The organism is Janibacter zhaoxuefangae (assembly GCF_050271985.1).
In the GTDB taxonomy this organism is placed as follows: Bacteria; Actinomycetota; Actinomycetes; order Actinomycetales; family Dermatophilaceae.
The window spans coordinates 1,533,578-1,551,994 of record NZ_CP189849.1; the positions used below are offsets into that span (position 1 = coordinate 1,533,578).

General features: G+C 66.8%; 12 protein-coding genes and 3 rRNA genes. All 15 read right to left on the reverse strand.

What is annotated here, in order from left to right:
- Positions 1 to 59 precede the first annotated feature (59 nt).
- The 15 genes from ACQBAS_RS07210 to ACQBAS_RS07280 all read right to left on the reverse strand — a co-directional run bounded on the left by ACQBAS_RS07210 (position 60) and on the right by ACQBAS_RS07280 (position 18,394).
- Positions 60 to 1,082, reverse strand: a complete 1,023-nt coding sequence (locus tag ACQBAS_RS07210) for an HAD-IIA family hydrolase (protein WP_427383137.1) — start codon at positions 1,080 to 1,082, stop codon at positions 60 to 62.
- Positions 1,075 to 1,767, reverse strand: a complete 693-nt coding sequence (locus tag ACQBAS_RS07215; protein ID WP_427383138.1) for a tetratricopeptide repeat protein — start codon at positions 1,765 to 1,767, stop codon at positions 1,075 to 1,077. The genes ACQBAS_RS07210 and ACQBAS_RS07215 overlap by 8 nt, the downstream gene beginning before the upstream one ends.
- Positions 1,768 to 2,264: 497 nt before the next feature.
- Positions 2,265 to 2,381 (reverse strand): 5S ribosomal RNA (gene rrf, locus ACQBAS_RS07220).
- 98 nt (positions 2,382 to 2,479) lie between these two features.
- A 23S ribosomal RNA gene (locus tag ACQBAS_RS07225) occupies positions 2,480 to 5,585 on the reverse strand.
- 403 nt (positions 5,586 to 5,988) lie between these two features.
- Positions 5,989 to 7,511: ribosomal RNA gene (locus ACQBAS_RS07230) — 16S ribosomal RNA — on the reverse strand.
- Together the 16S, 23S and 5S rRNA genes form the textbook arrangement of a ribosomal RNA operon.
- A gap of 642 nt (positions 7,512 to 8,153) precedes the next feature.
- A complete protein-coding gene (tyrS, locus tag ACQBAS_RS07235) occupies positions 8,154 to 9,425 on the reverse strand; it encodes a tyrosine--tRNA ligase (protein ID WP_427383139.1) in 1,272 nt (423 codons plus the stop codon).
- 91 nt (positions 9,426 to 9,516) lie between these two features.
- Positions 9,517 to 10,152 carry a DNA-3-methyladenine glycosylase gene (locus ACQBAS_RS07240; protein ID WP_427383140.1) on the reverse strand — a complete coding sequence of 212 codons (636 nt, stop codon included), beginning with the start codon at positions 10,150 to 10,152 and terminating at the stop codon, positions 9,517 to 9,519.
- A 14-nt stretch (positions 10,153 to 10,166) separates the two neighbouring features.
- Positions 10,167 to 11,642, reverse strand: coding sequence for an argininosuccinate lyase (gene argH / locus ACQBAS_RS07245; protein WP_427385598.1), 1,476 nt, complete (start codon positions 11,640 to 11,642; stop codon positions 10,167 to 10,169).
- A gap of 71 nt (positions 11,643 to 11,713) precedes the next feature.
- Complete coding sequence (locus ACQBAS_RS07250) at positions 11,714 to 12,208, reverse strand: arginine repressor (protein WP_427385599.1); 495 nt, start codon at positions 12,206 to 12,208, stop codon at positions 11,714 to 11,716.
- A gap of 2 nt (positions 12,209 to 12,210) precedes the next feature.
- Positions 12,211 to 13,158: an ornithine carbamoyltransferase gene (gene argF / locus ACQBAS_RS07255; protein WP_427385600.1), complete on the reverse strand. Its 948-nt coding sequence runs from the start codon at positions 13,156 to 13,158 to the stop codon at positions 12,211 to 12,213.
- Between the two features lie 2 nt (positions 13,159 to 13,160).
- Complete coding sequence (locus tag ACQBAS_RS07260) at positions 13,161 to 14,375, reverse strand: acetylornithine transaminase (protein ID WP_427383141.1); 1,215 nt, start codon at positions 14,373 to 14,375, stop codon at positions 13,161 to 13,163.
- The gene (gene argB, locus ACQBAS_RS07265) at positions 14,372 to 15,325 is read right to left on the reverse strand and encodes an acetylglutamate kinase (protein ID WP_427383142.1); all 954 of its coding nucleotides are present in this window, start codon (positions 15,323 to 15,325) and stop codon (positions 14,372 to 14,374) included. Before argB ends, ACQBAS_RS07260 begins: the two co-directional genes overlap by 4 nt.
- Positions 15,322 to 16,473: a bifunctional glutamate N-acetyltransferase/amino-acid acetyltransferase ArgJ gene (gene argJ, locus ACQBAS_RS07270; RefSeq protein ID WP_427383143.1), complete on the reverse strand. Its 1,152-nt coding sequence runs from the start codon at positions 16,471 to 16,473 to the stop codon at positions 15,322 to 15,324. The genes argB and argJ overlap by 4 nt, the downstream gene beginning before the upstream one ends.
- Before the next feature lie 43 nt (positions 16,474 to 16,516).
- Positions 16,517 to 17,557, reverse strand: coding sequence for an N-acetyl-gamma-glutamyl-phosphate reductase (gene argC / locus ACQBAS_RS07275; RefSeq protein WP_427383144.1), 1,041 nt, complete (start codon positions 17,555 to 17,557; stop codon positions 16,517 to 16,519).
- Between the two features lie 99 nt (positions 17,558 to 17,656).
- A complete protein-coding gene (locus ACQBAS_RS07280) occupies positions 17,657 to 18,394 on the reverse strand; it encodes an SDR family oxidoreductase (RefSeq protein ID WP_427383145.1) in 738 nt (245 codons plus the stop codon).
- Positions 18,395 to 18,417: the final 23 nt, after the last annotated feature.

The window sequence follows — 18,417 nt, forward strand, 5'->3', positions numbered from 1 at the left end:
GTGGTCCTGTTGGTGACGGCTCTCGCCCACCTCGAGCGATCCTGCCACCTCGTCACACGCTACGTGCTCAGTGCCGCGCCCACCCGGGCACCGGCCTCATCGCGCGTGAGCCGACCGTCGTCCACGGCCTCCCACACGGCGGCGAGGGCTGCCCGGCCACGCTGGACCTCGTCGCCACCGACGACCTCGAGCCCGTCCGCCGTCAGGGTCGCCAGGCTCTCGCCACACCGCCAGGCCTCGTCGGCACGCTGGGGCTCGTCATACGGCAACTGCAGCGCACGAAGGTCGGCGATGACGGCCTTCGGACGTCGCGCCGGCGGCGCCGCGGCGGCATCGGCCCAGCCGTGCACACCCGTCAGGACGAGGATGCCGTCCATGCCGGTGTTGACGGCGCCCTCGATGTCGGTCTCGAGCCGGTCGCCGATCGCCACGGCCTCGGCCGGACTGCAGCCCAGCACCTCGGCCGCCCGCAGATAGATCGGCGGATGGGGCTTACCCATGACCACGGGGTCCCGGTCGACGGCGACCCGGACGGCCGCGACGAGGGAACCGTTCCCCGGAGCCAGCCCGCGGTCGGTGGGCAGGGTGAGGTCCTCGTTGGTCACGACCCAGCGTGCCCCCGACTGCACCGCGAGAGCGGCCTCGGCGAGATCGCCGGCGCTCACCTGCGGTCCATAGCCCTGGAGCACCGCCACGACGGCGCGACCCGCGCGATGCTCCTCCGGGGACACCGGAGTCAGCCCGGCGGCGATGAGCGCGGTGGGCACCCCGATCCCGCCGATGGCGAGCACGGCGTCCCCCGGCGTGAGATCACGCGCCAACTCCCCCGCCCCGGCGGTCGAGCTCGTCACGACATCGGACTCCTCGAGCGTCAGCCCGAGCGAGCGAAGGTGGTCGGCCACGACCGACGGCGGTCGGGAGGCGTTGTTGGTCGCGTAGACGACGGGGACACCCGCGGCCGACAGCGCCTCCACGGCGCCATCGATGCCCACCGGGCCGGCGTAGACCACACCGTCGAGGTCGCAGACGATCCCGCGGTACCGCGAGATGAGCGACGGCTCGGTGACGACGGCCTCAGCCACGCGCGTCGAGGTCCTCGTCCTCGCCCTCGAGAAGGTCGGTCGGCAGCACGCCGTCCAACTCCTCGAGCCGCTCCACGGCGTCGGTCTCACCGTCGTCATCGACGTCCGCCGCGCGCGCGAACCACTCACGAGCGGTGGCCTCGTCCCCGGTCGCCAGGACCGCATCGGCGTACGCGTAGTACAGCCGCGGGGACCAGGCCTTGACCGGGCCGGTCAGCTGCGGGATCTCGAGCTCGAGGACGGCGGCGTCCAGCTGCCCGAGATCGCGGCGGATGCCCGAGATGACGATGATCAGCTCGATGCGCTCCGCCATGGTGAGCGTGCGCGACTCGGGCGACCGGGCCAGGTCGAGGGCGCGCTCGTGACGTCCGAGGCCACGCTCACAGTCGACCATGAGCGGCAGCAGGTGCGAGGAGCCACTGAGCCGGCGCACGGTGCGGAACTCGCTGAGCGCACGCGCGAAGTCGCCGCTGCGGTACGCGACCATGCCGAGGGCCTCCCGCGCCGCTGGCACGCGACCGGCCCGACGAACGGCCGTCTCGGCGTGTGCCGTGGCACCAGGGATGTCCTCCGCGTCGAGCAGGAGCGCCACCATGACGAGGTGCTGGGCCACGCCCTCGGCGTTCTCCTTGCTCAGGGTGAGCAGCTGCTGCCAGACGGAACGGTCGAGTTCCTTGCCGGTCACGCCCTCCGGAATGGCCGGCTCGGGCAGGCGGGGTGTCTTTGGGGCGAGACGGGCACCCGAGGAACGGGCCGACCCCTGGGCGCCACCCTGGCCGTGCTCGACCGAGCGCCGACCCGACCCGCCGCGCGACGCGTCCCGATCGTCACGGCCACCGGAACGGCCGGCGGGACGACCACCACCACGGGCATCGCGGTCACGGTCGCTCGAGCGGAAGCCTCCCTCGCGGGAACCTCCCTCACGAGAACCACCACTGCGACCGCCGGAGCGGGCTCCACCGTCCCGCGGGGCACGGTTGTCCCCGCCACGTCGATCGTCTCGTCGTCCGCTGTCGCGTCCCGGCACGGTGGTGCTCCTCTGTTTGGTCATCGCTACTGAAAGATCGTTGCCAGGCACGTCAATGCCGGCCGATCGTCTCTGGTCCATCGTCGTCCTCATGGGGACGGAACGCAAGAATCGCCCTGCACGGCGAGGCCGTGAGGGCGATTCTTGGAATGTTTGTCCGGCTGCGTCCTACTCTCCCACACCGTAACCAGTGCAGTACCATCGGCGCTGAAGGGCTTAGCTTCCGGGTTCGGAATGGAGCCGGGCGTTTCCCCTTCGCTATGACAGCCGAAACTCTATGGAGATGTCAAACCAGTCACGAGCTAGTGTCGGAGGTTTGTATCTCGGGAACTGCACAGTGGACGCGAGCAAACAGAAATCTTTTTAAGTGTGTATCAAGTTATCGGCTTATTAGTACCAGTCAGCTACATGCATTACTGCACTTCCACGTCTGGCCTATCAACCCAGTAGTCTACTGGGAGCCTCTCGGACTAAAAGTCCATGGAAACCTCATCTTGAAGCGTGCTTCCCGCTTAGATGCTTTCAGCGGTTATCACTTCCGAACGTAGCCAATCAGCGGTGCTCCTGGCGGAACAACTGACACACCAGAGGTTCGTCCATCCCGGTCCTCTCGTACTAGGGACAGCTCTTCTCAAGTTTCCTACGCGCACAGCGGATAGGGACCGAACTGTCTCACGACGTTCTAAACCCAGCTCGCGTACCGCTTTAATGGGCGAACAGCCCAACCCTTGGGAGAGACTCCACCCCCAGGATGCGACGAGCCGACATCGAGGTGCCAAACCATCCCGTCGATATGGACTCTTGGGGAAGATCAGCCTGTTATCCCCGGGGTACCTTTTATCCGTTGAGCGACGGCGCTTCCACAAGCCACCGTCGGGTCACTAGTTCCGACTTTCGTCCCTGTTCGACCTGTCAGTCTCACAGTCAAGCTCCCTTGTGCACTTGCACTCGACACCTGATTGCCAACCAGGCTGAGGGAACCTTTGAGCGCCTCCGTTACATTTTAGGAGGCAACCGCCCCAGTTAAACTACCCACCAGGCAATGTCCCTGATCCGGATCACGGACCGAGGTTAGACATCCAAAATGACCAGAGTGGTATTTCAACGTTGACTCCACACACACTGGCGTGCATGCTTCACAGTCTCCCACCTATCCTACACAAGCCATTCCGAACACCAATACCAAGCTATAGTGAAGGTCCCGGGGTCTTTCCGTCCTGCTGCGCGTAACGAGCATCTTTACTCGTAGTGCAATTTCGCCGAGTTCGCGGTTGAGACAGTGGAGAAGTCGTTACGCCATTCGTGCAGGTCGGAACTTACCCGACAAGGAATTTCGCTACCTTAGGATGGTTATAGTTACCACCGCCGTTTACTGGGGCTTAAATTCTGAGCTTCGACCCCAAAGGGATCTAACCCGTCCTCTTAACCTTCCAGCACCGGGCAGGCGTCAGTCCGTATACATCGTCTTGCGACTTCGCACGGACCTGTGTTTTTAGTAAACAGTCGCTTCTCCCTGGTCTCTGCGGCCCATCTTCCTAGCCCGCAAGGGGCTTCAGAATCCGGGCCCCCCTTCTCCCGAAGTTACGGGGGCATTTTGCCGAATTCCTTAACCACGATTCACTCGATCGCCTTGGTATTCTCTACCTAACCACCTGAGTCGGTTTGGGGTACGGGCGGCTCGAACCTCGCTAGAAGATTTTCTAGGCAGCATAGGATCACCCTACTTCCCCCATACGGGGTCACTATCAGGTCTCAGGCTATGTGAGTTGCGGATTTGCCTACAACTCGCCCTACACCCTTAGACGTGGACTACCATCGCCACGCGGAGGCTACCTTCCTGCGTCTCTCCATCGCTTGACTACTACGAGATCGGGTCGCGCGCTCCACCCACACCAGGACCGAAGTCCACGGTGGGTTTCAGGCGCTTAGCATCACTCGGTTCATCATGGGCGGTTCTTCGCCGGTTCCGGAATATCAACCGGATGTCCATCGACTACGCCTGTCGGCCTCGCCTTAGGTCCCGACTTACCCAGGGCAGATTAGCTTGACCCTGGAACCCTTGGTTATTCGGCGGACGGGTTTCTCACCCGTCATTCGCTACTCATGCCTGCATTCTCACTCGTGTGGCATCCACGGCTGGATCACTCCGCCGCTTCGCTCGCCACACGACGCTCCCCTACCCATCAACACGCCTGGACCCCAAAAGGGCCGAGCAATATGTCAATGCCACAGCTTCGGTGGTGTGCTTGAGCCCCGCTACATTGTCGGCGCGGAATCACTTGACCAGTGAGCTATTACGCACTCTTTAAAGGGTGGCTGCTTCTAAGCCAACCTCCTGGTTGTCACGGCAACTCCACATCCTTTCCCACTTAGCACACGCTTTGGGACCTTAGCTGGTGGTCTGGGCTGTTTCCCTCTCGACTACGGAGCTTATCCCCCGCAGTCTCACTGCCACGCTCTCACTTACCGGCATTCGGAGTTTGGCTAACGTCAGTAACCTGGTGAGGCCCATCGGCTATCCAGTAGCTCTACCTCCGGTAAGAAACACGTGACGCTGCACCTAAATGCATTTCGGGGAGAACCAGCTATCACGGAGTTTGATTGGCCTTTCACCCCTACCCACAGCTCATCCCCTCAGTTTTCAACCTAAGTGGGTTCGGTCCTCCACGACGTCTTACCGTCGCTTCAACCTGGCCATGGGTAGATCACTCCGCTTCGGGTCTAGACCCAGCGACTAAAACGCCCTATTCGGACTCGCTTTCGCTACGGCTTCCCCACACGGGTTAACCTCGCCACTGAGCACTAACTCGCAGGCTCATTCTTCAAAAGGCACGCCGTCACCCCACAAGGAGGCTCCGACGGATTGTAGGCACACGGTTTCAGGATCTATTTCACTCCCCTCCCGGGGTACTTTTCACCTTTCCCTCACGGTACTTGTCCGCTATCGGTCACCAGGGAATATTTAGGCTTAGCAGGTGGTCCTGCCAGATTCACACGGGATTTCTCGGGCCCCGTGCTACTTGGGATATCTCTCTGGAGTTCGAGCCATTTCGTCTACGGGGGTCGCACCCTCTATGCCGGGTCTTTCAATACCCTTCGACTATGACACGAATTTCTGACTCCATGCTGTCATGTCAGTGACAACTGAAAGATCCCACGACCCCTTACCTGCAACCCCTGACAGGTATCACACAGATAAGGTTTAGCCTCTTCCGCTTTCGCTCGCCACTACTCACGGAATCGCGGTTGCTTTCTCTTCCTGTGGGTACTGAGATGTTTCACTTCCCCACGTTCCCTCTACCCACCCTATATATTCAGGTGGGAGTGACTGGACTTGCCTCCAGCCGGGTTTCCCCATTCGGAAATCCTCGGATCACAGTCTGGTTATCGACTCCCCGAGGCTTATCGCAGATTCCTACGTCCTTCTTCGGTTCCTGGTGCCAAGGCATCCACCGTGCGCCCTTAAAAACTTGAGCCACAAAGATTAAGATGCTCGCGTCCACTGTGTAGTTCTCAACATACAAACGAGACAACCCCACCCAGATGAGCCACCCACCAGCAACCGCCGGCAGTATGAAACTCGAGCAGGGCCTCGCACTTCCAAGAGACCAGCCAACAAACCAACCCCACGTGAGCTCACACCCACCAGGATCAATCCGTCGTCCGAGCCCTCAGGACCCAACAACGTGTCAAGCAGCCGACCACACCCCGCCTTGCCGTTCCATCCCCCCACACTCTCCAAAGAAAGCATGACGGGCGTACTAGACGCCACGAAGCACCATCAGCTGCCAAATAATCGATGTTCCACCCTGAGCACCTGCTGCCCCACATTCGGGGACAGACCAGGCTCTACGACACTATGTGCCGAATGCTCCTTAGAAAGGAGGTGATCCAGCCGCACCTTCCGGTACGGCTACCTTGTTACGACTTAGTCCCAATCGCCAGTCCCACCTTCGACGGCTCCCCCCACAAGGGTTGGGCCACCGGCTTCGGGTGTTACCGACTTTCGTGACTTGACGGGCGGTGTGTACAAGGCCCGGGAACGTATTCACCGCAGCGTTGCTGATCTGCGATTACTAGCGACTCCGACTTCATGGGGTCGAGTTGCAGACCCCAATCCGAACTGAGACCGGTTTTTTGGGATTCGCTCCACCTTACGGTATCGCAGCCCTTTGTGCCGGCCATTGTAGCATGCGTGAAGCCCAAGACATAAGGGGCATGATGATTTGACGTCATCCCCACCTTCCTCCGAGTTGACCCCGGCAGTCTTCTATGAGTCCCCACCATAACGTGCTGGCAACATAGAACGAGGGTTGCGCTCGTTGCGGGACTTAACCCAACATCTCACGACACGAGCTGACGACAACCATGCACCACCTGTATACCGACCACAAAAGGGGGCACCCATCTCTGGATGTTTCCGGTATATGTCAAGCCTTGGTAAGGTTCTTCGCGTTGCATCGAATTAATCCGCATGCTCCGCCGCTTGTGCGGGCCCCCGTCAATTCCTTTGAGTTTTAGCCTTGCGGCCGTACTCCCCAGGCGGGGCGCTTAATGCGTTAGCTGCGGCACAGAACTCGTGGAATGAGTCCCACACCTAGCGCCCAACGTTTACGGCATGGACTACCAGGGTATCTAATCCTGTTCGCTCCCCATGCTTTCGCTTCTCAGCGTCAGTAGTGGCCCAGAGACCTGCCTTCGCCATCGGTGTTCCTCCTGATATCTGCGCATTTCACCGCTACACCAGGAATTCCAGTCTCCCCTACCACACTCTAGTCTGCCCGTACCCACTGCAAGTCCGAGGTTGAGCCTCGGAATTTCACAGCAGACGCGACAAACCGCCTACAAGCTCTTTACGCCCAATAATTCCGGACAACGCTCGCACCCTACGTATTACCGCGGCTGCTGGCACGTAGTTAGCCGGTGCTTCTTCTGCAGGTACCGTCACTTTCGCTTCTTCCCTGCTGAAAGAGGTTTACAACCCGAAGGCCTTCATCCCTCACGCGGCGTCGCTGCATCAGGCTTTCGCCCATTGTGCAATATTCCCCACTGCTGCCTCCCGTAGGAGTCTGGGCCGTGTCTCAGTCCCAGTGTGGCCGGTCGCCCTCTCAGGCCGGCTACCCGTCGTCGCCTTGGTGAGCCATTACCTCACCAACAAGCTGATAGGCCGCGAGTCCATCCCAGACCGAAAAACTTTCCACACCATACCCATGCGAGTTGGTGTCATATCCGGTATTAGACGCCGTTTCCAGCGCTTATTCCAGAGTCTGGGGCAGGTTACTCACGTGTTACTCACCCGTTCGCCACTAATCCACCCAGCAAGCTGGGCTTCATCGTTCGACTTGCATGTGTTAAGCACGCCGCCAGCGTTCGTCCTGAGCCAGGATCAAACTCTCCATTAATGTCATGCGTACCACCACACCAAAAGCGCGGCGTTACAACAATAAACCCGAAGGGTTCAGATCTGACTGAGCAAGAACAACTAGCAAAAAACTAGTAATTCCAATTCAACCAAAGAAATATATTCACCCATGAAGCAACACTCCCCTGCCAGGAAGACAGGAAGAACGCCACCCACAGACGAGGTATTGGCATCGATTTTTGACACGCTGTTGAGTTCTCAAGGATCGGACGCGCACCCCACCCACACGAAACTCGCGGGAGTGAAAGGGGCAACCGTTCTAACTTACTCGCTTCGCTCTTGGGCGTCAACTCCGGCTCGTGGCCTTGGAAGGCTGTTGCTCGGTGTCGATCGCGCTTGGCTCTCGGCGAGTCACCAACTCTAGCACCTGTTCGGACCTGCTCCGAACCGCTCATCGCGGCTCGTCCAGTCCGAACCGGACCAGGTGGATCAGCTCGTGGGACCGGCCTGCCTCGCGGTGCTCCGAGGAGCTCCTGCTGTGGTGTCCGTTCCTCCCTGTCGGGCTGACATCGAGAACAGTAGACGACGTCCTCGTGAAAGACCAAATCGGCCGGCACATCCAGAGGGATGTGCCGGCCGATGGGGCCGATTCGCTTGTCTCGCAAGCGAATTGGATGAAACCTCAGCCAAGTCGCACAGCCGCCAGGGACTTGCGGCCCCGACGCAGCAGCGCGACCTTCCCGTGCAGGAAGTCGCTCTCCGAGAGGACCTGGTCCGGGTCGGCGAGCTTGACCCCGTTGAGGGAGAGTCCGCCCTCCCCCAGCGCACGTCGGGCCGCCTTCCTGCTGTCGACCAGACCGGTGGCCACCGCGGCGTCGAGCAGGCTCGTCCCCACGGGCAGATCCGCACCCGGCAACTCCGCCGTCGCGTCGCCGAGGGTGCCGGCGTCGAGGGCGCTGATGTCCCCCTTCCCGAAGAGAGCCTCCGAGGCCGCCTGCACCGCAGCCGTCGCCTCCGCCCCGTGGACCAACGTCGTCACGTCCGCGGCGAGCGCCCTCTGCGCCGAGCGCCGGAAGGGCTCCTCGGCGACCTGGCGCTCGAGCTCGTCGATCTCCTCCTTCGTGCGGTCGGTGAAGATCTTGAGCAGCTTGACGACCGAGGCGTCCTCGACGTTGATCCAGTACTGGTAGAACGCGTAGGGCGTGGTCATGTCGGCGGACAGCCAGACCGCGTTGCCCTCGGACTTGCCGAACTTGTTGCCCGCCGAGTCCGTGACCAGCGGCGTCGTCATGAGATGCACCGAGGCGCCCTCGGCCTTGTGGATGAGGTCGAGGCCCGCGGTGAGGTTGCCCCACTGGTCCTGACCGCCCGTCTGCATCGTGCAGCCGTGCTCCCGGTACAGCTGCAGGAAGTCGAGCCCCTGGAGGATCTGGTAGCTGAACTCCGTGTAGGAGATGCCCTCGTCGCTGGCCAGACGCGCCGCCACGGCGTCCTTGCGGACCATCTGGTTGACCCGGAAGTACTTGCCGACGTCACGCAGGAAGTCCAACGCGGACATCGGCGCCGTCCAGTCGAGGTTGTTGACCATCAGCGCCGCGTGCGCCACCCCGGAGGTGCCGGTGAAGTCGAGGAACGGCTGCACCTGGCGCTGGATGCCCGCCACCCACTCGGCGGTCGTCTCCTTCGTCTTGAGCACGCGCTCGGCCGTCGGTCGCGGATCGCCGATGAGGCCGGTGGAACCGCCGACGAGGCAGATCACCTTGTGCCCCGCCCGCTGGAGATGGCGCAGGAGGATCAGCTGGACGAGGTTGCCGAAGTGCAGCGACGGCGCCGTCGGGTCGAAGCCGCAATACACCGTGATCGGCCCGTCGGCGAGTGCCTCGCGCAGCGCCGCCTCGTCGGTGGTTTGAGCCACCAGGCCGCGCCACTGCAGCTCGTCGATGATGTCCGTCACGGTTGCTCCTCTCGTCATGGGCGGCGTCGCGCCGACCGTCGGGTCCCAGCCTGCCGCATCCGCTCCCCCGGCGGCGAAGGGGTCCGCCGTGTCAGCGCCGGGTGCGCCCGACGCCGGGCCGATAGGCCGAGACGCTCGGTTCGCCGGCGAGGAAGAAGCGCCAGGGGAAGGCGGCGCCGTCCCCACCGGGACCGCTCACGCCCACCCGGGGTCCCGTCCGGATCTCAGAGCTCGGCGACGGTGTGCCCGCTCGGACCACGAGGTCGCACGGCTCCCCCAGCACCGGCACGCAGAAGTCACGGCCGGTGTGCTCGCGCTCGATCCCCAGGGCACGGGCGAGGTTGCCCGGGCCTCGACAGAGGGCGACGTCGGGGACGTCGCCCCGTCGAGCGATCGCGGCATCGTGCCCGTCGATGACCTCGCCCGCGCGCACGAGGACGGCGGCTGCGCGACCTTCCTCCCCGGTCACGAGGCACAGCATCCAGTGGTTGCCGTAGGTGAAGTAGGCGTAGACGAAGCCCGCCGGACCGAACATCGGCCTCGTGCGCGGCGTCATCCCCCGGTACGCGTGCGATCCGGCGTCGCGGTCGCCCGCGTACGCCTCCGTCTCCGTGATGCGCACGGTCACCCCGCCGTGACTGAGGTGGCGTCCGAGCAGGTCGGGCGCCACCTCGAGCACGGGACGGTCGAAGAAGTCCCGGTCGACTCGGCGCCCGGTCCCGGCCACGTCCCCCGCCGTCCTCAGCGGATCGTGACCGCGCGGGTGGCCCACTCCCCCAGTTCGTCACGGCGGGCGACGAGCCGCTCCAGCTGGGTCGCGACCTGGTCGGGAGCCGTGCCGCCCTTGGCATTGCGGGAGGCCATCGAGCCCTCGACGCTGAGCACCTCGCGCACCCCCGGCGTGAGGTGCTCCGAGATCCCGGCGAGATCGTCGTCGGAGAGGTCCCACAGCTCGATGTCGCGCGACTCGCACACCCGCACGCACTCGCCGGCGACCTCGTGGGCGATCCGGAAGGGGACCCCTTCGCGCACGAGCCACTCGGCCACGTCCGTCGCCAGGGAGAAGCCCTGCGGCGCGAGCGAGGCGAGCCGCTCGGTGTTGAACTCCAGCGTCGCGACCATCCCGGCGAAGGCGGGGAGCAGCACCTCGAGCGTGTCGACGGCGTCGAAGACGGGCTCCTTGTCCTCCTGGAGGTCGCGGTTGTAGGCCAGCGGCAGAGCCTTCAGCGTCGTCAGCAGTCCGGTGAGGTCGCCGACGAGCCGGCCGGCCTTCCCGCGCGCCAGCTCGGCGATGTCGGGGTTCTTCTTCTGCGGCATGATGCTCGACCCGGTGGAGAAGGCGTCGTCGAGCGTGACGAAGGAGAACTCCTTCGTGGCCCAGAGGACAACTTCCTCGGCCAGTCGCGAGACGTCGATGCCGGTCATCGCCGTGACGAAGGCGAACTCGGCCACGAAGTCGCGCGAGGCGGTCCCGTCGATCGAGTTCTCGACCGCGCCGTCGAAGCCCAGGTCCGCGGCCACGACCTCGGGGTCAAGCCCGAGCGATGACCCCGCGAGGGCACCCGAACCGTAGGGCGAGATGGCCGTGCGCGCGTCCCAGTCCCGCAGCCGGTCGACGTCGCGCAGCAGCGTCCACGCGTGCGCGAGCAGGTGATGGCTCAGCAGCACTGGCTGGGCGTGCTGGAGGTGGGTGCGGCCCGGCATGGGAACGCCGTGGTGGCGTCGTGCCTGCTCCGTGATGGCGTCGACGACGTCGAGCACGAGCTGGGCCACGGTGCGGGCGCTGTCGCGCAGGTACATCCGGAAGAGGGTCGCGACCTGGTCGTTGCGGGAACGGCCGGCCCGCAGCCGGCCGCCGACGTCGGAGCCGGCCCGCTCGATGAGCCCACGCTCGAGCGCGGTGTGCACGTCCTCGTCGTCCGGCGCGGGCGCGAAGGCACCCGACTCGACGTCCGCCCGCAGCCGCTCCAACCCGTCCAGCATGGCCTCGAGCGTCACGTCGTCGAGCAGGCCCGCGGCGTGCAGGACCCGCGCGTGCGCACGGGAGCCGGCGAGGTCGTAGGGCGCGAGCCGCCAGTCGAAGTGGGTGCTCTTGCTCAACGCGGCGAGGGCGTCACTGGGCCCGCCCGCGAAGCGACCACCCCACAGGCTCACGCGCGCACTGGCTTCCGGGGACGTCTTCTCCGACACTGCTGCTCCTTCGGCCCGATGGGCCATGTGGTCGTGCTGGTGCTGGCTGATGGTGCTGGCGTTGGTGTTGCTGCCTGTGCTGCTGTTGGGTCGTGCGGTCACTCGGCCGCACCCGCCAGCGCGAGCAGCTCGCCGGCGACCTGCTGGCTGGTCGCCTCGCTCGTGGTGATGACCATGATCGTGTCATCCCCCGCGATGGTGCCCAAGGTCGTGGGGAGCCGGTCGTGGTCAATGGCCGAGGCCAGATAGTTGGCCGCGCCGGGCGGGGTGCGCACGACGACGAGGTTGCCCGAGGCGACAGCGGAGACGAGCAGCTCCTCGCAGAGGCGGCGAAGGCGGTCGCTGGCCTCCGCTGAGCCGGCCACCGGACGGCTCGTGCGGTCCCCGCCCTCGGGCGGGACTGTGTAGGCGAGCGAGCGGCCGACCCGGACCTTCTCGGCGCCGAGATCGAGCAGGTCGCGCGACAGGGTGGCCTGCGTGACGTCGATGCCCTCGCCCGAGAGGAGCTCGAGGAGCTCGGACTGGGAGCGCACGGTGTGCTGCCCCAGCAGGGTCACGATGACCTGCTGGCGTGCCGTGCGGGTCGGCGGCATCGTCACGGGGTCTCCCCACCCCGGGACTGCTCGATCAGCCAGGACAACAGCGCCTTCTGCGCGTGCAGCCGGTTCTCGGCCTCGTCCCAGACGACCGACTGCGGCCCGTCGATCACGTCGGCCGCAATCTCGAGTCCCCGGTAGGCCGGCAGGCAGTGGAGCACGATGGCATCCGCCGCGGCGCCGGCCATGAGCTCGGTGGTGACGGAGTACGGGGCGAAGGGCGAGTCCTGACCGGCGCGGCCCTCCTTCTCGCCCTCCTGACCCATGGACACCCAGGTGTCCGTGATGACGACGTCGGCCCCGGCGCACGCGGTGTCCGGGTCCGCGACGACCGTCGCCGAGCCGCCGGTCTCGCGGGCGATCTCCTCGGCGCGAGCGAGGACGGCCGGGTCGGGAAGGTGGCTGTCCGGCGTCCCGATCCGCACGTGCATGCCCGCCAGTGCGCCGCCGAGCAGGTAGGAGTGCGCCATGTTGTTGGCGCCGTCGCCGACGTAGGACATGGTCAGTCCGGCGAGGCCGCCCTTGTGCTCACGGATGGTGAGCAGGTCAGCGAGGATCTGGCACGGGTGGAACTCGTCGGTGAGGGCGTTGACGACGGGCACCGCGCTCGCCGCGGCCATGGCCTCGATCCGCTCCTGACCGAAGGTGCGCCACACGATGGCGGCGCACTGCCGGTCGAGGACGCGGGCCGTGTCCTCGATGGGTTCGCCGCGCCCGAGCTGGCTCGTGGCCGCGTCGATGACCAGCGGATAGCCGCCGAGCTGGGCCACACCGACGGAGAAGGAGACCCTCGTGCGGGTGCTCGGCTTGTCGAAGATGACCGCGACGCCCTGCGGTCCCTCGAGGCATCGGTCGGAGAAGGGCGCCGCCTTCAGTGCTGCGGCGCGGTCCAGGATGGCCGCCTGCTCGGCGGGGGTCACGTCGTCGTCGCGCAGGAAGTGACGCACGGTCACGGCTGGGTCCTCTCGTCAGCGGCCGCCGCTGCGGCCTCGTCCAGGATCGCCGGCAGGGCGTCGCAGAGGACGTCCAGCTCGGCCTCGGTGATGATCAGGGGTGGCGCGATCCGCAGGGCCGTCGGCGAGACGGCGTTGAGGATGATGCCGTGCGCCCGCGCCGCCGTGACGGCGTGCGCGGCGACCGGCTCCGCGAGGGTCAGGGCCTGCAGCAGGCCGACCCCACGGACGCCCGTCAGGAGCGGGTGCTCGATCTGGCCGATCCGATCCTGGAACCACGTGCCGAGGGCAGCGACCTTCGCCAGCAGTCCCTCCGACCGGATGGTCTCGAGGACGGCGAGCCCGGCGGCCGCGGCCAGCGGGTTCCCGCCGAAGGTGGTGCCGTGCTGACCGGCCTGCAGCAACTGCGCGGTCTCCGGGCCGAAGGCGATGAGGGCGCCGACCGGCACACCGCCGCCCAACCCCTTCGCGATGGTGATGGCGTCGGGCACGATCCCGGCCCGCTGGAAGGCGAACCACGATCCGGTCCGACCGATGCCCGTCTGGATCTCGTCGATGACGAGCAGAGCCCCGGCCGCGGAGGTGATCTCGCGCGCCGCCCGAAGGTAGTCCGCGGACGCCTCGAGGACGCCCGCCTCGCCCTGGATCGGCTCGAGGATCACAGCCCCCGTCTCCTGCGTGACGGCGGCCCGCAGGGCCTCGACGTCGCCATAGGGCACGTGCGTGACGCCCGGCAACAGCGGCTCGAAGGGGGCCCGGTAGGCCTCCTTGTGAGTCAGCGCGAGTGCCCCGGTCGTCCGACCGTGGAAGGCGCCCTCGGCCGCGACGAGTCCCGTGCGACCGGTGCGGCGAGCCACCTTGATGGCCGCCTCGATCGCCTCGGCCCCGGAGTTGGCGAAGAAGACGGCCGAACCCTGCGGAGCCTCGGCCACCTCGAGCAACTGCTCGGCCAACGCGATCTGCCCCGGCGTGGTGAAGAAGTTCGAGACGTGCACGGCCTCGGCAACCTGCTTCGACAAGGCCGCGACGAGCGCGGGATGACCGTGTCCGAGGGCGTTGACGGCGATGCCGCCAACGAGGTCGAGGTAGCGCCGACCCTCGACGTCCCAGACCCACACCCCGGCGCCGTGGTCAAGCACGAGCTGCGGTCGCCCGAAGACGCCCATGAGGGAGGTCTCGTAGCGGTCGAGGTAGTCCTGTGTGGCGCTCACGTGGCGTCCTGTCCGTCGGGAACGATCATCGTGCCGATGCCCTCGTTGGTGAACACCTCGAGCAGCAGCGAGTGCGGTTGCCGGCCGTCGATGACGTGGGCCTGCGGCACCCCCTCGTCGACGGCGCGCACGCACGCCTCGAGCTTGGGGATCATCCCGGAGTCGACGCGGGTGAGCAGCTCACGCGCGCCCGAGACGTCGAGCTGGCTCAGCAGCGAGGAGCGATCGGGCCAGTCGGAGTAGATGCCCTCGACGTCCGTGAGGACGACGAGCTTGCGGGCGCCCAGCGCGACGGCCAGGGCCGCGGCGGCCGTGTCCGCGTTGACGTTGAGGACCTGACCGGGCTCGTCGAGGTCGGGCGCCACCGTCGAGACGACCGGGACGCGGCCGGCGTCGAGGATGTCGCGCACGGCCGACGGGTTGACGCTCTCGACGTCCCCCACGAGGCCGACGTCGTGCTCCTCGCCGTCGACGACAGCGGTGCGGCGGCGCGCACCGAAGAGCGCACCGTCCTCGCCGGAGAGACCGACCGCGATGGGGCCGTGCTGGTTGAGCAGGCCCACGAGCTCCCGGGAGACCTGACCGGTCAGGACCATGCGCACGACGTCCATCACCTCGGGCGTCGTCACCCGCAAGCCGCCCTTGAACTCACTCTCGAGCCCGAGCCGGCCGAGCATCGTCTTGATCTGAGGGCCACCGCCGTGGACGACGACGGGCCGCAGCCCCGCGTAACGCAGGAAGGCGACGTCCTGGGCGAAGGCGGCCTTGAGAGTGTCATCGGTCATGGCGTTGCCGCCGTACTTGACGACGACGAGCGCCCCGCGGAACTGCTCGAGCCACGGCAGGGCCTCGACGAGCGTCAGTGCCTTGGACTGGGCGACGCGCAGGGCCGCCGCGTCGATGGCGCGGATCGTCCGGCTGCCGCCGACGGTGGGGTCGGGTGCGCTCATGTCGAGTACGCCGAGTTCTCGTGGACGTAGTCGTGGGTGAGGTCGTTCGTCCACACGGTCGCGCTCTCGTTTCCGGCGTGCAGGTCGATGAGGACGTGCACCTCCCGGCCCGTCAGGTCGACCTGCGACCGGTCCTCACCGACGCCGCCGGCCCGGCAGACATCGACGCCGTTCATGGCCACGTCGAGCTGCGCCGGGTCGAAGGCCGCCCGCGTCGTGCCGACGGCAGCCAGGACTCGTCCCCAGTTGGGGTCGTTGCCGAAGACCGCGCACTTGAAGAGGTTGTTGCGGGCCACGGAGCGGGCCACCTCGAGGGCGTCCTCCACGCTCGCGCTGCCCTGCACCTCGATGCGGATGTCGTGGTGCGCGCCCTCGGCATCGCCGATGAGCTGACGCGCGAGGTCGGCGCACACCTCGGTGACCGCCGCCGCGAGGTCCTCCCGGCGCGGGGTGATGCCGGATGCGCCCGAGGCCAGGAGGAGGACGGTGTCGTTGGTGGACTGGCAGCCGTCGGAGTCGATCCGGTCGAAGGTCGCCGCCGTCGCCCCGCGCAGCACCTCCTCGAGCACGTCCGGCTCGACGACCGCGTCCGTCGTGATGACGACGAGCATCGTGGCGAGGGCGGGCGCGAGCATGCCGGCCCCCTTCGCCATCCCGCCGACGGACCACGCGTCGGTGACCAGTTCGGCCACCTTCGGGACGGTGTCGGTGGTCATGATCGCGGTGGCGGCCTCCCGGCCCCCGTCGCGGCCGAGCGCGGGCACGGCGAGGTCGACGCCGCGCAGCAGGGTGTCCATGGGCAGGCGCTCGCCGATGAGTCCCGTCGAGCACACGACGACATCTCCGGCGGAGACGCCGAGTGCGGCGGCGACGTGCTCGGCCGTCGCGTGGGTGTCCTGGAAGCCGGGGGCGCCGGTGCAGGCGTTGGCGCCGCCGCTGTTGAGCACGACCGCGTCGACGCGCCCGTCGCTGACGACCTGGCGGGACCACGTCACGGGCGCGGCCTCGACGCGGTTGGACGTGAAGACGGCCGCACCCGCGTGCAGGGGCCCGTCGTTGACGACGAGGGCGAGGTCGGGGTTGCCGGAGGCCTTGAGGCCCGCGGTGACACCCGCGGCCCGGAAGCCGGCGGGGGTGGTGACGGTCATGAGGGCATCTCCTGGGAGCGAACGAATCGGGCGGTCGAGGTTCTCACGGCGCCACTCCCGCGGTGGGGAGCCCCGTGCCCTCGGGCAGGCCGAGTGCGAGGTTCATGCACTGCACCGCGGCACCGGCGGTCCCCTTCGTGAGGTTGTCGATCGCGGCGACGGCGACGACGCGGCCGACCCGCTCGTCGAGCGTGACCTGGACGTGGACGTTGTTGCTGCCCACGACGTCCGAGGTCCGGGGCCAGCGGCCCTCCGGCAGGACGTGGACGAAGGGCTCGTCCGCGTAGGCCTCGACCCAGGCCGCGCGCACCTGCGCGGGCGTGGAGCCGGCAACCACCTTCGCCGTGCAGGTCGCGAGGATGCCGCGGGGCATCGGCGCGAGCGTCGGCGTGAACGACAGCGTCACGTGGTCGCCACGGATGCCGGCGAGGTTCTGCTCGATCTCGGGAGTGTGCCGGTGCAGCCCGCCCACGCCATAGGGCGACATCGCCCCCATCGTCTCGCTGCCGAGCAGGTGCGGCTTGAGCGACTTGCCCGCCCCCGACGTACCGGAGGCGGCGACCACACAGACGTCGTCGGGCTGGATGACTCCCGCGGCCAGCCCGGGCGCGAGGGCGAGCGAGACGGCGGTCGGGTAGCAGCCGGGGACTGCGATGCGGCGCTGACCGATGAGTGCGTCGCGCTGGACACCGTCGCCGACGGGCAGCTCGGGCAGGCCGTAGGGCCACGACCCGGCGTGCTCGGTGTCGTAGAACGTCCCCCACGCCTGCGCGTCCCGGAGCCGGAAGTCGGCGCCGCAGTCAATGATGACGGTGTCCTCGGGGAGTTCCCGGGCCAGCGCCGCCGAGTGGCCGTGCGGCAGGGCGAGGAAGACGACGTCGTGACCGCTGAGGGTCTCGACGCTGGTGTCCTCGATGACCCGGTCCGCCAGCGGCGTCAGGTGCGGGTGCACGTCCCCGAGGGCGCTCCCCGCCGACGACGCGGCGGTGAGGGCGCCGATCTCGACCTCGGGGTGGGCAAGCAGGAGGCGGAGGATCTCCCCGCCGGCATAGCCGGAGGCACCGGCGACAGCGATCGTGGGCATGTGCATGACTATACACGACTGGGTGAATCTATGCAGGCAGGGTGCTGCGACGGCCATCGTGGACCCGAGGCCCGGCCGGCGCATCAGATCTGCCCAGGGTCAGATGAGCGGGTCGTCCGCACCCCAGGAGATCAGCCCGAGCCGCCGCGCATCGTCGTCGAGCCCGGCCGCTGCGCGTGCCGCCAGGGACGCGGGGGTGTCGGTGCCGGCCCGGACCATCCGACCGGCCCACGCGTCGAGGTGCCCGTCGGCGATGGCCAGCAGCAGCTCGACGACGTCGGCGGGGTCGGTCCAGTCCGTTCGCCCGTCGTGGGCACCCATGCCCAGCGTCATGTCCGTGCGGACGACTCCCGGGGCGAGATCGAAGGCGCGGACCCCGGAGTCACGGGCGTGGTCGGTGGCCACGGTGAGCTGGTGGAGCGCCGCCTTCCCGGTGTTGTAGGCCGTGGAGATGTCGTAACCGCGGTAGGCAGCCCCGGAGTTGATGTTGACGACGCGCCCTCCCCCCGCCGCCCGCATGTGCGGCACGACCGCGCGGGTCATGAGGAAGGGGCCACGCACGTTGATCTCGACCGTGCGCCACCAGCGCTCGGGATCGGCCTCCCACAGAGCGACCTCGTCGTCGATGACACCAGCATTGTTGACCAGCAGATCGATCCGTCCGCGTCGCGCCACGATGTCGCGGACCCACGCGGCCACGGCGGTCGGGTCGGTGACCTCGGCCACCGACCGCGAACCGCGCTCGACGACCCAGCCCGCCTGCTCGAGCGCCTCGGCGAGATGGGCCCCGATCCCGCGGGAGGCACCCGTGACGATCGCGACTCGCGACGTGGTCACGGGCACGTCCCCCGCCTCGGCAT

Coding starts and splice junctions, on each gene's coding strand:
- argJ (WP_427383143.1), bottom strand. CDS start 16,473: ATGACCGTCACCACCCCCGCCGGCTTCCGGGCCGCGGGTGTCACCGCG.
- ACQBAS_RS07250 (WP_427385599.1), bottom strand. CDS start 12,208: ATGCCGCCGACCCGCACGGCACGCCAGCAGGTCATCGTGACCCTGCTG.
- argC (WP_427383144.1), bottom strand. CDS start 17,557: ATGCCCACGATCGCTGTCGCCGGTGCCTCCGGCTATGCCGGCGGGGAG.
- argB (WP_427383142.1), bottom strand. CDS start 15,325: ATGAGCGCACCCGACCCCACCGTCGGCGGCAGCCGGACGATCCGCGCC.
- argH (WP_427385598.1), bottom strand. CDS start 11,642: ATGGCCCATCGGGCCGAAGGAGCAGCAGTGTCGGAGAAGACGTCCCCG.